The 15,429-nt window shown below is 59.6% G+C and carries 12 protein-coding genes; 4 read left to right on the top strand and 8 right to left on the bottom strand.

The features are described 5' to 3' along the window. Nucleotides 1-89 precede the first annotated feature (89 nt). Nucleotides 90-554: a helix-turn-helix domain-containing protein gene (locus tag AKL27_RS16655; protein ID WP_050463975.1), complete on the top strand. Its 465-nt coding sequence runs from the start codon at nucleotides 90-92 to the stop codon at nucleotides 552-554. Between the two features lie 182 nt (nucleotides 555-736). Continuing rightward, the gene (locus tag AKL27_RS16650; RefSeq protein ID WP_083439113.1) at nucleotides 737-2,158 is read left to right on the top strand and encodes an MFS transporter; all 1,422 of its coding nucleotides are present in this window, start codon (nucleotides 737-739) and stop codon (nucleotides 2,156-2,158) included. Between the two features lie 23 nt (nucleotides 2,159-2,181). Here the strand turns inward: AKL27_RS16650 and proC are convergent, their stop codons facing one another. From proC to AKL27_RS28760, 8 genes are all read right to left on the bottom strand, one after another. Then, a complete protein-coding gene (gene proC / locus AKL27_RS16645; protein ID WP_050463974.1) occupies nucleotides 2,182-2,991 on the bottom strand; it encodes a pyrroline-5-carboxylate reductase in 810 nt (269 codons plus the stop codon). Nucleotides 2,992-3,044: 53 nt separating this feature from the next. Next, the gene (locus tag AKL27_RS16640; protein ID WP_050464023.1) at nucleotides 3,045-3,884 is read right to left on the bottom strand and encodes an IclR family transcriptional regulator; all 840 of its coding nucleotides are present in this window, start codon (nucleotides 3,882-3,884) and stop codon (nucleotides 3,045-3,047) included. 122 nt (nucleotides 3,885-4,006) lie between these two features. Then, nucleotides 4,007-5,572, bottom strand: coding sequence for an AMP-binding protein (locus tag AKL27_RS16635; RefSeq protein WP_050464022.1), 1,566 nt, complete (start codon nucleotides 5,570-5,572; stop codon nucleotides 4,007-4,009). Nucleotides 5,573-5,613: 41 nt separating this feature from the next. Continuing rightward, nucleotides 5,614-7,350 (bottom strand): ABC transporter permease subunit, encoded by a 1,737-nt coding sequence (locus tag AKL27_RS16630; RefSeq protein ID WP_050463972.1) that lies wholly within the window; start codon nucleotides 7,348-7,350, stop codon nucleotides 5,614-5,616. Nucleotides 7,351-7,377: 27 nt separating this feature from the next. Continuing rightward, on the bottom strand, nucleotides 7,378-8,463 hold the full coding sequence (locus tag AKL27_RS16625; protein WP_050464021.1) for an ABC transporter ATP-binding protein: 1,086 nt from the start codon (nucleotides 8,461-8,463) through the stop codon (nucleotides 7,378-7,380). Between the two features lie 13 nt (nucleotides 8,464-8,476). Then, a complete protein-coding gene (locus AKL27_RS16620; RefSeq protein WP_050463971.1) occupies nucleotides 8,477-9,535 on the bottom strand; it encodes an ABC transporter substrate-binding protein in 1,059 nt (352 codons plus the stop codon). A 67-nt stretch (nucleotides 9,536-9,602) separates the two neighbouring features. Continuing rightward, complete coding sequence (locus tag AKL27_RS16615; RefSeq protein WP_050463970.1) at nucleotides 9,603-10,376, bottom strand: enoyl-CoA hydratase/isomerase family protein; 774 nt, start codon at nucleotides 10,374-10,376, stop codon at nucleotides 9,603-9,605. A 92-nt stretch (nucleotides 10,377-10,468) separates the two neighbouring features. Next, nucleotides 10,469-10,978 (bottom strand): extracellular solute-binding protein, encoded by a 510-nt coding sequence (locus AKL27_RS28760; RefSeq protein ID WP_332308351.1) that lies wholly within the window; start codon nucleotides 10,976-10,978, stop codon nucleotides 10,469-10,471. Nucleotides 10,979-11,274: 296 nt separating this feature from the next. Here AKL27_RS28760 and AKL27_RS16605 point away from each other — a divergent pair, with 296 nt between their 5' ends. Continuing rightward, complete coding sequence (locus AKL27_RS16605; RefSeq protein WP_157056963.1) at nucleotides 11,275-12,306, top strand: alpha/beta fold hydrolase; 1,032 nt, start codon at nucleotides 11,275-11,277, stop codon at nucleotides 12,304-12,306. Nucleotides 12,307-12,398: 92 nt separating this feature from the next. Further along, a complete protein-coding gene (locus AKL27_RS16600) occupies nucleotides 12,399-15,422 on the top strand; it encodes a ShlB/FhaC/HecB family hemolysin secretion/activation protein (RefSeq protein ID WP_050464019.1) in 3,024 nt (1,007 codons plus the stop codon). Nucleotides 15,423-15,429: the final 7 nt, after the last annotated feature.

Here is a 15,429-nt window from a genome sequence, read left to right as displayed (position 1 = left end):
TTTTGTAGCGCGTTTGTGCTACAGACAAGCGGGCGGCGCAGGTCCTACAGTGACGTGCATTCACAAGGCTGCAGAGGAGGATGATAAAAATGCAATATATGAGCGCCGGTCCGCAGCCGGCGGTATCAGCCTCTGGCGCGACCGCCCCGGAGCACCGCTTCGGCGGCGTGCGCAGCGGCGTGCGGCAACGCAGTGAATCACCCGCAGCGATACGGCGCAAGGCCGCAGAACGCAATTGCCTGATCGACAGCATCCGCGACTATATCAATGACCGGCTGGATTCGGCACGGCTGTCGCCGGGCACCATCCAGGCCGCCTTTCAACTTTCGCGTCCCACGTTGTACCGCATGTTTGGCGCCGAGGGCGGCCTGGCCCGCTACATCCGCTGCTGCCGTCTGCAAGAGGCCAGCGTGATTCTGGTGCGGGTCCCGCAGCGCCCGATCATCGATATCGCCTACGCTGCCGGCTTTCGCAGTGCCTCCGATTTCAGCCGGGCATTCCGGCGCGCGCATGGCATGACGCCGCGTGAGTTCCGGCGGCAGGGAACGCGCTGAGCAATATCCTGATGGCGGCATTGCCCGGCGCGGCAAGCTATGGCAACCGCCAGTGACGGTGCGGCATTCGCGATCCGCGTTCACCGGCGCTGTCCTCAGACCGGTCACGATGCTTCGCTACGTAGCGAAGCATGCGGCATCTCATCCACGTTAGGCTCCATGCTTTTGCCGCGGACCCGAGGATGACTGACAACACCAATATCAAAACAGGCAGCCGCCCTGCGCGGTTGCAGGCAATCCCGGGCCGCGATCCGGAGGGCTTGACGGCGCGCCGGGTGCTGGCCGCCACCAGCGTCAGCTATGTCATCGTCTTGCTGGATACCTCAATCGTCAATGTCGCGCTGAACGATATTGCCACGTCGCTGGCGACCCATATCGAAGGACTGCAATGGGTGATGAATGCCTACACGCTGGCGTTTGCCAGCCTGTTGCTGAGCGGCGGCAAGCTGGGCGACCGCCGGGGCGCGCGCAATATCTATCTGGCCGGGCTGGCGTTGTTCACCCTGGCATCGGTGGCGTGCGGCATGGCGCCGGACCTGCCAACGCTCGTCATGGCGCGCGTCTTGCAGGGTGCCGGGGCCGCCATGCTGGTGCCGTGTTCGCTGAAACTGATCAATCAGGCCTGCCCCGATCCGCACCAGCGGGCGCGCGCCGTCGGCATCTGGGTTGCTTGCGGCGGTATCGCCATGGCGGCCGGACCGCTGGTGGGCGGCATACTGATTCAGTTGTTTGACTGGCGCAGCATCTTCTTTGTCAATGTACCGGTCGGCTTGCTGGGAATCGGGATGACGCTGCGCATTCCCGGTGACGCCACTGCGTTGCCGGCGCAGCGCTTCGATCTGGCGGGGCAATTGTCGGCCATCATCGCGCTGGGCGGATTGATTGCGGTGCTGATCGAAGGCCGCGCGCTGGGCTGGGGATCGCCGGTGATCGTGGCGGGGATCGCGCTGACGGTAATCGCCTGGGTGGTATTTCTCGTGGCCGAACTGCGCCACCGGGAGCCGATGCTGCCACTGGCCTTGTTCAATAACGGCATCTTCGCCGGATCAACCTGCGTTTCGATGGCATCGGCATTCGTGTTCTACGGTTTGTTTTTCGTCACCAGTCTGGATTGGCAACAGGCCAAAGGTTATTCACCGCTGGCGGCCGGGCTCGCCTTCCTGCCGATGACGATCATGGTGGCGCTGGGCAGCCTCATTTCCAACCGGCTGGTCAAATGCGGTGGCCGGCGCGGGTCCATGTGCGCGGCGTTCGGCTTGTATGCCGCCGGTGCGCTCGGTTTGCTGGCGGCGGCAGGGATTTCATCGTATTGGTTGGCGGTAGCGCCGATGCTGGCGATCGGACTGGCGTCGGGCTTCATCTCGCCGGCCGCGACCGCTCCGGCCATGAGCACGGTCGGCAAGGAGAGTGCAGGGGTGGCGGCAGCGGTCCTCAATGCGGCGCGTCAGACCGGCGCCGCGCTCGGGGTCGCCATCTTTGGCACTCTCATTACGGCATTTCAGCCGCTGGTGGCCGGCATGCGCATTGTGTTGTGCCTCGCCGTGGCGGTATCGATGCTGGCCGCCGCAGCGTGGTGGCTGGCGACAGCGCGGGCAGGGGACTAGTCTGCCCGGGAGCAGCGGTGTTACTACTGCGCACCCAGTTCGCGGCTGCGGGCAACGGCGGCTTTCACTGCATTGGCAACCACGTTGTCGAAACCGTCATTGCCGAGACTGGTGAGACCGGCAAAGGTGGTGCCGCCTTTGGAGGTCACGCGCTCGCGCAATACCTGCACCGGTTCTTCCGAGGTGGCGGCCAGTTGCGCCGCGCCGGCCACGGTTTCGATTGCCAGCACCCGGGCATCGGCGGCACTGATGCCGACTTCCTGCGCCGCTTTTTGCAGCGCCTCGATGAACTGGAATACATAAGCCGGGCCGCTGCCGGAGACCCCGGTTACGGCATCGAGCATGCCTTCTTCATCGAACCACAGAATCTTGCCGACTGCACTCAGCATCGCGCTGACCAGTTCGCGCTGTTGCGGCGTGACGCCGGCCATCGCAAACAGGCCGGTCATGCCGCGTCCGATCAGCGCCGGCGTATTGGGCATGGCGCGCACGATGGCGCTGTGGCCGCGCAAGCCGGAAGACAACTGCCGGGTTTGCAAACCGGCCGCCAGTGAAATCACCAGTTGTCCTGCCAGGCCGGGCGCGATCTCTTGCAGCACCTGATCCATATGCTGCGGCTTCACCGCCAGCAGGATCACGTCAGCACCTTGGATGGCGGCGGCGATATCGCTGCCGGTCTTGACGCCGAATTGCGCAGCGAGCACCTGCAATGCCGCCGGATTGACATCGACCACCCAGATATTGCTTGCCGCCGTGACGTTGCCGGCCAGGCCCTTGACCAGTGCCGACGCCATATTGCCGCCGCCGATGACGGCGATCCTGATTTGATTCATGTCAGTCCTGTCCTTGTTGTTCCTGTGATTGCTCCGCGCCGTTGCCGGCAGGCTTATCTGCCCTGAACGGAAATGGCGCGGGCGGCCGACATGACCAGATCCGCATAGCGGCGCTCGTCGTTGTCATCCACCCAGCGCGCCTTGGTGACGGCGACGTTGACCGCGCCTACCGCACGTCCGCGAAAATCGGTGACGGCAGCGGCGGTGGACATATCGCCCAAAAAATATTCTTCGCGAATGTGGGCATAGCCCTGTTCGCGAAACATGGCCAGCCGTTGTTTGATCTTGACCGGATCGGTGACCGTGAACGGTGTATGCATCCTGAGGTCGGTCATGGACAGGATGCGGTCGACGTCGACCTCGTCCATGCGCGACAGGATGGCCAGACCGGATGCCGTGCAAAATGCCGGCAACCGGGTACCCGAGACCACGGTCGGGTTGAGCACGTTGCGGCTGACGATACGTTGCACGAACACGATATCCGAGCCATCCAGAATCGTCAGATTGGTGGTTTCTTCGGTTTCCTGGCTGAGCTGTTGCAAGTAAGGCGTGGCGCGCCGCACCAGTTCGCTGGACGCCAGATAGTGATAAGCGAAGTTGAGCACCTTGGGCGCCAGTTCATACTTGCGGCTTTCCTCATCCTTGCTCAGATAACCGAGCGCGGTCAGCGTGAAGGTAAAGCGCTGCGCCGTGCTCAGATCAAAACCGGTCACGGCGGCGATCTGCGACAGCGACAACTGACGCTGCTGGCCGTCGAAGGCCATCAGCACCCGCATGCTTTTTTCCACGGAATTGACATACAACGGCGAGTCGACCGCACTGCTTTCCGCTACGTCAGCCGGATTGCCTGCCGGCGACGTATTGGCGGCCTCGGCGTTCTTCACCGGTTTCATTTTGGCGTTTGCGCTTTTGGCCGCCGCAGCTGGTTTTTTCACGGCTGTCTTTTTGATGTCTGTAGTCATCGTTGGTATCGCCATCTGCGCTGCAGTGAAGGCTTTCAATAAGAAAACCGCTATTATCGTCGTTCTGCGACGATCTCATCCGGTTTTGCCTGCCGGTCCCATGCGGCGCTGATGTCGCGCGGCAACAAGTGCTTGCGGATACGTTCGCTCAGGGTTTTCTCGAAGTCACCGGTTGCCGTGAAGTAGCGCGGCACCTGATAGCTGGCCAGTTTGCTCTTGGCCCATTGCGCCAAGGCCGGGAAATCGATCTCCTGGCCCGGCTTGAATTGCACATACAGCATGATTTCCTGTTCGCCGATGTCGCTGGCGATACCAATCGCCGCCGCTGCCGCCACCGCCGGATGCATGACGAATACGCGTTCGATTTCCCAGGCCGAAACATTCTCGCCGCGCACGCGCATGCTGTCGGTTTTGCGGCCGACGAAATAATAATCGCCATCTTCATCCATGCGGCCCAGATCGCCGGTGTACAGTTTGCCGTTGCGTACTGCTTCGGCACTGGCGTTGGGATTGTCCAGATAGTGCGGCAAAAAGCAGCCGTCGATGGCGCTGCTGACCACGATCTGACCGATCTCGCCGACGGCTACCGGCCGTTCCTTGTCGTCCAGCAATTCAATCTGCAGCCACGGCAGGGCGCGACCGATGGCGCCGCGCTTGCCGCTGGCATTGACGGTGGCGAAACTGGAGCCTTCGGTCATGCCATAGCACTCGCGCAATTCAAGTTGCAAACGTTCGATCACGCCGTCCCAGGCTTTGGCGGAAACGCCGGCACCCCATGCCACCCGGATCGTGTGCCGGGCCGGTTGCATTTCGGGCGGCAATTGCGTCAGGATATCCAGGATGCCGCCCAGATAGTGCAGATGGGTGGCCTGCGCAGCGGCGATCTGTTGCCAGAACCGGCTCGATGAAAAACGTTCGACGATATGCAATTCAGTACTTTGCAGGAACGGCACCAGCAGCATTTGCGCACCGCCGATATGGCACAGGGGTTCCCACATGAACAGGCGGTCGCCGGCCTTGGCGTCGGACACGATCAGCGTCGCTTCGCTGGCAATGCGCAGCATGCGATGGGTGAACACCACACCCTTGGGGGCGCCGGTGGTGCCGGAGGTGTAGATCAGGCACAGCGGATCTTCAGGCAGGATGTCACGCGTGGCGGGACTGCGCTGATCACCGGGTTCGAGCGTGATTTCATCGAGCCATTGCAAGCGGCCGGCGAGATCGGGGACTTCACTGATGGCGTCGCTGAAAGCGCGTTGTGCGATAAACAGCGAGGGCGTGCAATGGCCCAGCAGATAGCTGATGCCGGGACCCTTGAGGCGAGTATTGACCGGCACCCATACCGCGCCGCTCAGGATCAGCGCGTAAATCAGCGCGACGTGTTCCAGTCCGTTTTCCAGCATCAGCGCCACCCGGTCACCGCGTTTCACGCCGCGTCGTTTGAGCCAGCCTTGAATTGCGCCGACCCGTTGCGCCATGGCGGCAAAGCTGGTTTTTTCACCGTTGAATTCCATCAGCGTGTGCGGGCCGTTTTTCAGCAAGCCTTCCAGCAGCAATGGCACGACATCGAGATTGTCTTGCGTGGAACGAACCGGAAAATATTCAGTGTAATTATGCATATCAATCAACTATAAAAATGAGAAGGGCGCGGCAGTCGTCATCAGACGGCACAGGCGCGCGCCCGCATGCGGCGATATAAAGTCGGGGTCAGCACCAGCAACGCGATGACCAGCACCATCACCAGCGATACCGCAGCCAGCGTCGGGTTCACCTGCAAGGTCATGTCGTCCCACATCTGCTTGGGCAAGGTGTTTTTCAGGCCGCCGCTGACGAAGATGGCAATCGTCAGTTCATCAAACGAAATGATGAATGCCATCTGCATCGCCGCCGCCAGACTGCCGATCATCATCGGCAACTGAATCGTGCGTAGCCGGGCAAAGGCCGAGGCGCCGAGAATCCGGCCGGCATCATCGAGGCGCCAGTCGAAACGCTTCAGCGCAGCCGCCATGGTGACTACGACATATGGCACGGCCAGCACGGTGTGGCCGATGGTCAGGCCGAGATTGGTGCCGACCAGACCCAGTCGCGAAAACAGATAGAACAGGCCGACCGCCACCACGATGCGGGGCACGATCAGCGGTGCCAGCAAAAAGGCGAATACCGGTTTGGTCCAGCGTGCCGGCAGACGCGTGAGCGACAAGGCCGCGCCCAGGCCCAGTGCGGTGGCCGCAACCGCAGTGACCGCAGCGACCCCGAGTGAACGCAGGAACGCCGATTGCCACAGTGGCGAGAACAGGAAGGCATCGAACCAGCGCAGGCTGAAGCCTTTGGGCGGGAACGACAGGAACGGCGAATCGGTGAACGCAATCGGCAACACCACCAGAATCGGCAACGACAGCAAGGCCACGATCAGCAAACTGTAGACCTTGAAGCCGCGTACTTTGGCAGTCAGCGGTCCCAGTGCGGCATGACCGCAGCCGCTGATGCGGCCCATGGCGATCAGCAAACCGGTGGTGCCGCTCAAGCTGTTTTTGCGCGTCACGGCACGGGTCTCGCCGCTCAGGGACGACAAACCGACCAGCTTGTCGTAGATCATGAACACCGCCACCGCACTGACCAGCAGCACCGAGGACAAGGCCGCGGCAAATGGCAGATTGAACAAATCGTTGATGGCCGAGATCACCAGTTGCGCCACCATGGTTTCCTTTGGCGTACCGAGCAGGGCCGGCAAGATGAAGAATCCCAGGCTGGTGATGAACACCAGCAAACCGGCTGCTGCCACGCCGGGTGCGGCCAGTGGCAAAAATATCGAAAAGAACGCCACCGGTCGATTCGCGCCCAGCGTTTCGGCGGCTTGCAGCAATTGATTGTTGACGCCTTGCATGATCGGCAGCATGTTGATCACCGCCAGCGGCAGCATGGCGTGCACCATGCCGATCATGACCCCGGTCATGGAGGGCGCCAGTGCCTGCGGATCGCTGACCAGCCCGAGGCTGACGGCAATCGAGGTCAGCACGCCGGTCTTCGACAGCACCAGAATCCAGGCAAACGTCTTGACCAGATAACTGGTCCAGAACGGGATCATCAGCCAGATCATCCAGCGGTTGCGCATTTTTTCGCTGGCCTGACTGAGAAAGTAGGCCACCGGAAATCCGATGATGACGGAAAACAGCGCCGTCAATCCGGATATCTTGAAAGTGGTCCACAGCACCTTGGCAAACACGATGTCGTTGCCCATGCGCCGGAACTGTTCCAGACTGACCTGACCATCGGCGTTATAGGCGCCGGTCTGCAAGATCTCGATCACCGGGATGCAGAAAAAGCAGATCAGAAATATCAGGCACGGCAACGCGGGCAAGAGCGCGCGGCCGAGTTTGCGACCTGATGAGGTAGGCATAGTTGATCCTTATCGCGTGAAGAAGACTTAGCGCGCCACGACGGCGGTATGTTCCGGATTCCAGTTGATGCCGACATGGTCGCCGACCGCCGGCGCATCACGCCGGCCACAGCGCAGCGCAAACGGCTGCCCGCTACCGATATCGATCTGCACCCGGAAATCGGAACCGGCAAACACCACTTCGCTGACGCGACCGCGCAGAAAAGCGTGCTCGTTGCTGGCCAGTCGCGCATCTTCGGGGCGTACCACCAGCGTGCGCTGATCCGCAACGCTGCCAGTCACGTTGCTGGCAGCGGCATGCGAACCTGTCGCCGGCGATAAGCAAACCGGTACCGAGAAGCTGCCGTTGCTCAAGATCTGCGCCCCGGCGCTGCCGCTCAGACTGCCCTGAAGCAAGTTGGAGTAGCCGATGAACTGCGCCGAGAATGCCGTTTGCGGACGGTCATACAGATCTTGCGGCGTACCGAGTTGTTCGATCTTCGATTGATTCATCAGGCAGATGCGGTCCGACAGATTCAATGCTTCTTCCTGATCGTGCGTGACATAGATGAAGGTGGCGCCCAGATCCTTGTGCAGGCTGCGGATTTCCGACTGCATGTGTTCGCGCAGTTTCTTGTCGAGCGCGCCGAGCGGTTCGTCGAGCAAGATCACCGAAGGACGGTAAACAAAACAGCGCGCCAGCGCGATGCGTTGCTGCTGGCCGCCGGACAATTCGCGCGGCAGCCGGTGTGCGTACTCGCCCATCTGCACCATTTCCAGCGCGCCTTTGACGGCCTGGTCCATTTCCGGTTTTTTCATCTTGCGCATGCGCAACGGATAGGCAATGTTGTCCCACACCGACATGTGCGGGAACAGGGCATAGCTTTGAAACACCATGCCGATGCCGCGCTCGCCGGCCGGCTTGCGGGTGGCATCCTTGCCGTCGATCAGCAGCCGGCCATCGCTGGGCTCGACCAGCCCGGCGATGATCTGCAACAACGTGGTCTTGCCCGACCCCGAAGGGCCGAGCAAGGTCAGAAACTCCCCATCCTGTACTTGCAGGTCGGTCGGGGAGAGCGCCGTGACGCTGTGATATTGCTTGCTGATTGCTACAGTTTCTAATCTGGCGGTCATGATGTCATTCGCTTCAGGAAAGTAACCAGGCGTTGAAGCGGTCTGATGCCGCATTCCGGTTCTTGTGCCACCACTGGCCGCTCGGCGGTTTCATGAGGCTGATGTTGGCGGGGGCGGTGGGCAGAATGGCGGCGCGTGCAGCAGGAATGTTTTTGTAGGCTTCCAGCGCGGTCGGTCCATACGCCAGCGTGTCGGTGAAATCACTTTGCCGTTTGGCGTCGGCACAGAATTTCACGAACTGTTTGGCAATATCGGCACGCGGGCTGCCCTTGGGCACGCCCCAGCCTTCGACTGAATACAAGCCCTGATTCCAGTTGATGGCGACCGGTGCGCCGCCTTCGATGGCGGTTTGGGCCCGGGCATTCCAGGTCGAAATCATGTTGACTTCACCCGACTGAATCAATTGCATCGCCTGCGCCCCGCTGGTCCACCACACTGCGACATGCTTCTTGATCTTGTCCAGACTCTTGAATGCGCGATCCAGATCCAGCGGATACAGCTTGTCGATCGGCACGCCATCGGCCATCAGTGCCTGTTCCAGCGTGTCGATGGCATTGCGGCGCAGCGAACGCGGGCCGGGAAATTTCTCGACATTCCAGAAATCAGCCCAGGTCTTCGGCGCATTCTTGCCATACTTGTCAGTGCGATATGCCAGCACCGTGGCATATACGTCGACGCCGAGGAAACCGGGCGTGACCGATCCCTGCAGCATGTTGGGGAAGTCGCTGGCGACCAGTCCCAGTGGTTCCAGCAAGCCGCCTTCTTCGAGGATCGGCACATCTTGTTGCAGGGTCAGCGTGGTGACATCCCATGCAAAGTTTTTGGTTTTGACCATGGCCGTGAGCTGCGCCACCGGTTGCGCTTCACGCGCCACATTCACCACGCGTATGCCGCTGGCTTTTTCGAACGGATCGTAAAAGGCCTTGCGATAGGCCGCGGTATAGGGACCGCCCGGATCGGCAACCACCAATTGTTTGGATTGACTGAATACCGATGGCACTGCGCCAGCCAGCGCCAGACCACCAGCCATTTTGAGAATATTGCGACGACCGGACATGATGTGCTTTGTCATACGACCTCCCTGAGTGAAGTGAAAACCAAACGCGTGATGCGAAACAAAATGAACCCGACAGGAATTTTCAGGCGGCGATGGTGCGGCCGCGCTTGCGGAAGAACTCTTCCATCATGCGGGCCGGCTCACCGGTGCCATAGGCTTCGGACTGGATGCGACGGCCGGCGCTGATGGTTTCGATGAAGGACGGCTCGCTCATTTCGAAGAAGCGCTGTTTGTCCAGACGCATCGCAACCGGTGGTTTGGCGGCCAGTTCGCGGGCGATTTCCATGGCTTTAGGCATCACTTGATCGGCTTCTACCAGATGGTGAATCAGGCCCAGTTGATGCGCTTCGGCGGCGCTCATCATGCGGCCGGTCAGGGTCAGTTCAATGGTGCGCGACAGGCCCAGCATCTGTTTCATGATCCACGGACCGGTGACGCTTGGAATGCCGGAGTTGATTTCCGGCTGACCCATCTTGGAACCGGCGTGGCCGACCCGGATATCACCGAGCAGCGCTACCTGAAACGCCGAACCGGCAGCAGTGCCGTTGAGCGCCATGATCAGCGGCTTGGACAAACTGCGCAGCGTGCGGTAGTAGTTTTCCCATTCGGTCATCCACGCATCGGCGCGCTGCGGATCGAAGCCGTGCGCCTCTTCCAGATCCTGGCCGGCACAGAAAGCGCGGTCGCCGGCACCGGTCATGATGATGGCGCCGATAGTCTGCTGGCGGTTGAAGTCCTGCAATGCCGCGATGATCTCGTTACGCATTTCGGTATTCCACGCATTGAGTTTTTCAGGACGATTCAGAGTAATGACAGCGACATTGCCTTCAACTGCTAATTGGATCAAATTCGTCATAACTATTCCTATGTAATAACTACTATGTGATAGAGATAGTAAGTGTTGCGTAAACTAAGTTGGATGTCTATATGCAATGCAAATTTAATTATTTAGCTATGAAGACGGCACTTTAGCGGGGGTAAAACGACGCGGTGCAGCATGGATATGTACGGCTCGTTACCCATGCCGGGGTCGCAAGAGCAAAGAGAAGTTGCTGACGGGAACGCAACGATGCAGGTGACACGGTCAGCGCAGTGGTCTTGACCGGAATGAAAAAAGCCCGCAAGGCTTGAGGCCACGTGCGCCTGACCTTGTGGCGACAACACGTAGTCGATGAACTTGCGGGCATCGTCTTGCGCCTTCGATGATTTCAAAATCATCATCGGCCGCGGTGCGATCACCGTGCCGCTCTTCGGAAACATCACTTCAACGCTTTCGCCCTTGGCCTGATTGCCCAGCGCGACATAATCGACGGCACCGAACACGGCCGCCCTGGCACCTTGCAGTACCGGGTTCATGGCTTGCGCATTGGGCCCGGCGATCACCATGCCATTATTCTTGAGGGCGCCGAACAGTTGCCAGGCGCGGTCATTCTGGCGGCTTTGTAAGCCGGACAGCAAGTCCAGCTAAGGGGGAATATTTCTTCCTCATGACATCAAGCGATGACCTGTGCTGCCGGTCACCTGCGCGGCAGTGGCGAAGCGTCCGCCGGCTTGGTATCTGGATACTTTAAAAGTATTGAATGTGCTGAATTGAGATATTTTACATACGCCTGTGCGACTTCTATAATTCGCCCACAACAAAAGATAAGGCAGTGGCGATTGGCAAGCAGCAAGCAGTCGCCATCACTAGAGACACAGGGATTGGTGGTACTGCGCACAGCACATGCGTCGCATCCCGTAACGAACAGACGACTATGATTGCGATTCGCCGGCCATTACTGATCTCATTGCTGTTGACGGCACTCTGGGGCGCACTGCTACCGGTTGCGCACGCCGACGTCACCCCGCAAATCATCAGGATCGGCGCCGCCGGACAGCAATATCCGTTTCCGGTGTATGCCAACATGGACCTCACTCAGGCCGGGGCCGGGGTGCGCCGCGTGATCATTCTGGAACACGGCGTCAAGCGTGACGCCGATCATTATTTCGAGATCGGCATGCAACTGATGCGCAAGGCTGATCTTGCGCCATCGGCCACGTTGTTGCTGGCACCGAAGTTCGCGATTGCCGCTGACGCGCTGGCGCAATATGACATGCCGTTGTGGACCGGCAGCAGCTGGATGCAAGGCAAGGAATCGAGTCAGGGACGGACCGGCATCACTTCGTTTCAGGTGCTCGATGATATTGCCGGCTATCTGCGCGCCGGCGGGTTTCCGGGATTGCAGGAAATTGTGTTTATCGGCCACTCGGCCGGCGCTCAGCTCATGCAACGGTATGCGGTATTGAACAATCTCGATGAAACGGTGCGCAGTGCCGGCATCAATGTCCGTTACGTGATCTCCAGTCCGTCATCGTATCTGTATCTGGATGGCGATCGCCCGGACGGCGCCGGCTTTGCCATGGTCGGCAACATTCTTTGTCCCGGCTATAACAACTATCGCTACGGCGTTGAAGAAATGCCGGCATATGGTCAGGGTCACGACGGCAAGCAATTGTTCCGGCGCTATGCGGCGCGCAATGTTGCCTATCTGGTCGGACTGCGCGACAACAACCCGAATCATCGCTGGCTCGATAACGCCTGCGGCGCACGTCTGCAAGGCAGCAATCGTCTTGAGCGGCACCGGAACTACCTGCGCTATGAACAATTCCTGGCGCAGAAGTGGGATGCACCGGTGACCCGCACTGATATCGAAGTGAAAGGCGCCGGTCATGATGCCAGCGGAATTTTCGAATCGGATGCAGTGGCCGCGGCGTTGTTCCCGGCCCGCCAGAACGTAAAACAGTAGTACAAGCAGTACATGCAAGCAGCGGATAAAAGCTGCGCATAAAAACGACAGCAGCAATGCTGCATAAAAATTGCGGAGACCAGAAAATCATCATGAACAGACAGCGGGTAGTCGCGCACAAGCGACGCATCATGGCATTGCAGGTGTTGTCGGTGCTGGCGGGAGCACCGATGACGGCAGAGGCGCAAACGCCGCCGAGTTCGGGCAGCATTTTCGATGCCAATCGCGAGCAGCTGATGCCGGCCGAGCGCACGCTGACGCCGCCGGGCCAGCGCGTGCGCATCGAAAACGACGTCGCCGACGACGTCGGTGCACCGCTGCCGCCAGCCAGCGACATCCGGGTCAGGGTCAGCAGCTTTGCAGTGACCGGCAATCAATCCATGTCATCCGTACAGATACAGGATGAATTGCGTGAATTTGTCGGCCAGGAACTGGATTTTGCCGGGCTCAGAAAAGTGGCGGCAAAAATTACTGCCTGGTATCGCGCGCACGGTTATCTGGTAGCGCGGGCCTACCTGCCGGCGCAGGAAGTTCGTGCCGGCGAAGTCGTCATTGGCATCCGCGAGGGCGTCATCGGCAAGGTGAGTGCAGAAACCGAAGGTTCGGTACGTTTCAATCAATATATTCTGGCGCGCCATCTGGAAGCATTGCAGCCTGGCACCGTGATTCGCGAGCAGGAACTGGAAAGTGTCTTGTTGCGGCTCGCCGATATTCCCGGTATCGCGGTCAAGGCGGTATTGCGGGCGTCGGCAATTGCCGGCGCCACCGACATCGTGGTCAGGATCAGCGAGATGACGGCGCTCACGGCACGGGTCGGCATCGATAACTATGGCAACTATTACACCGGCGCCAACCGGCTGTCGGTCAATCTGAGCCTGAACGATGCGCTTGGCCTCGGCGAAAGCTTCACGTTGAATACGCAAAATTCATTTGAAGGCTTGCGTATTGCGGGACTGGGCTACGTGCAGCCGATTGGCAGCAGCGGCCTCTCGATTGGCGCCAATGTCGCTGAGTTGCAATACAACGTCGGCAAAAATCTGAAAGATGCGCAGGCCAGCGGTCAGGCAAAAATCTCCAGCTTCTTTATCAACAGCGCGCTGTACCGCACCCGCAAAGCCAACATCAACGCCTCGCTGACAGCAGATTTCAGGCATTTTCAGGACACCACTGCGGCGACCACGGTCAACAAATCGGCCACGGTCTGGACCGCCGCCTTGTATGGCGACTGGCGCGACGGCTGGAACGGCAGCAACGGCTGGAGCCTGCGCTACGGCAAGGGCCGGCTGGAAAAGGAAACGCCGAATGATGCGGCACTTGACCGGATTACTGCCAAGGCCGCCGGTGATTACACCAAAATCAACTTGTCGTTCAGTCGCCTGCAACAACTGGGCGCCGGCTATTCGCTGCTGGGCGCAGTCAATGCCCAATACGCCGACAAGAATCTCGATGCTTCGGAAAAAATGAGCCTGGGCGGGCCGAATGGCGTGCGCGCCTATCCGGTCGGCGAAATTGCCGGCGATGAAGGCCTGTTGGGAAGAGTTGAATTGCGCAAGACCTTCGGCATCGTCGGCAATTCCATCGTCGAAGGCGCCTTGTTTACCGACGCCGGTCGGGTCACGATCAACAAGACGCCGTGGGATCCGAGTGTCAACCGGGCCTCGCGTTATGGTTACGGGATCGGCGTCAATGTGTACAACAAGGATGTGATTTTCAATGCCAGCATGGCATTTTCACCGGGAGCCGATCCCGCCAGCGAAGCGCGCAATGCACGGCGCTTCTGGGTGTCAATCTCTGGCGCGCCGCAGTCATTTGCCGGTCTGGCGTCAGACCTCGGTAACAAAGGCGAGGATTTCGAAAATGCCGATCCGGCGTTCGTGTTGTATGGCTCGTTGGGACTGGTGCCCGAGTATGTTTCACGCACTGGTGCAACGCTGGCGGCGAGTGCGGACCAGAGCAAATTGGCAACCGCCAACGGACGCAACATGCCGGGCTTTTGGCGGGTACGTGACAACGTTAACTATATCGGCGCGCACGGCGGCGTGGGATTGTACGAACAATGGAAATTGTTGTGGCAGCTTGAGTTGGGATTGTCTCTCAACTACACCAACCGCAGCGCAGAGTCGGTGCCGGACTGGACTCACTCACAAGACTTGCGCAATACCAGTGTGGCGCTGGCACATCCGGCGGTTGGCACGCTGATGTACGGACGCTGGGATATGCCGATGAAGGAGAGTACCACCAGCTTCGATCCGTTTCGGGCGTTGACCAGCGCCAGCCACTATAACATCATCGGCTCTCCCGGTTTTGTCACCAGCATCACCAAAAATTCCGGACCGGTCGGCAGTGCATCATCGTCGGTCAACGATGATGCGGCTTTCAACCGCCGCCAGGATGGGCTGCTCGGATACTGGACACCCAAGCTGGCCGGCTTCCAGCTAAAGCTGGCATTTTCCAACAACGGCATGAAAGCGGCGCCGGATGTGGATACCGGCTATGTGTACGGCGGCAGTCTGTCGTATGAACGTGGCGGCTTTTCGGCTGTGCTGGCGGCCGAGCAGCATATCAATTATTTCGGCATCGCCAGCCTCGGGCGCAACGCCCGCGGTGTCGGTTCGAATACCCATGTCACGCAAGGGACCTCGTCCAGCGATTTCAGCATGCGTTACGGGATTGCCTACGATTTTGGCGCCACCAAGATTTCATTGATTGCGGATGACTTGTCTTATTCCGAATACGGCGTCGTCAATACCAGCACCACCTCCACCGATTTATCCAACTATCGCCGGCGCGCCTACTTGCTGGGCGTCACGCACAAGATCGGCTCGCTGGAACTGCGCGCCAGTTTTGCCAAGGCATTGGCCGGTGAGTGCAGCATGATTTCCGGCAACAACGTCGCTTGCTCTACCGACGGCATGGGCGCGACGTCGCAAGCCATTGGCTTTTCCTACAGTTGGAATAAGCAGACCAAATTGTTTGCCCAGTATGTCGTGTTGCGCAATGAAGCGCTGGCCAATTACAACTACGCGGTGACCGGTGTGTTTGGCGCCAGCGGCTACTCATCCGGTGTCGGCACGACGATCCGTGCCATCGGTGGCGGTTTCAATTATTCTTTCTGAGGATGCG

Origin of the sequence: Herbaspirillum autotrophicum (assembly GCF_001189915.1) — a bacterium.
GTDB classification, from domain to species: domain Bacteria; phylum Pseudomonadota; class Gammaproteobacteria; order Burkholderiales; family Burkholderiaceae_D; genus Herbaspirillum; species Herbaspirillum autotrophicum.
This window is presented reverse-complemented; position numbering and strand designations above follow the sequence as displayed.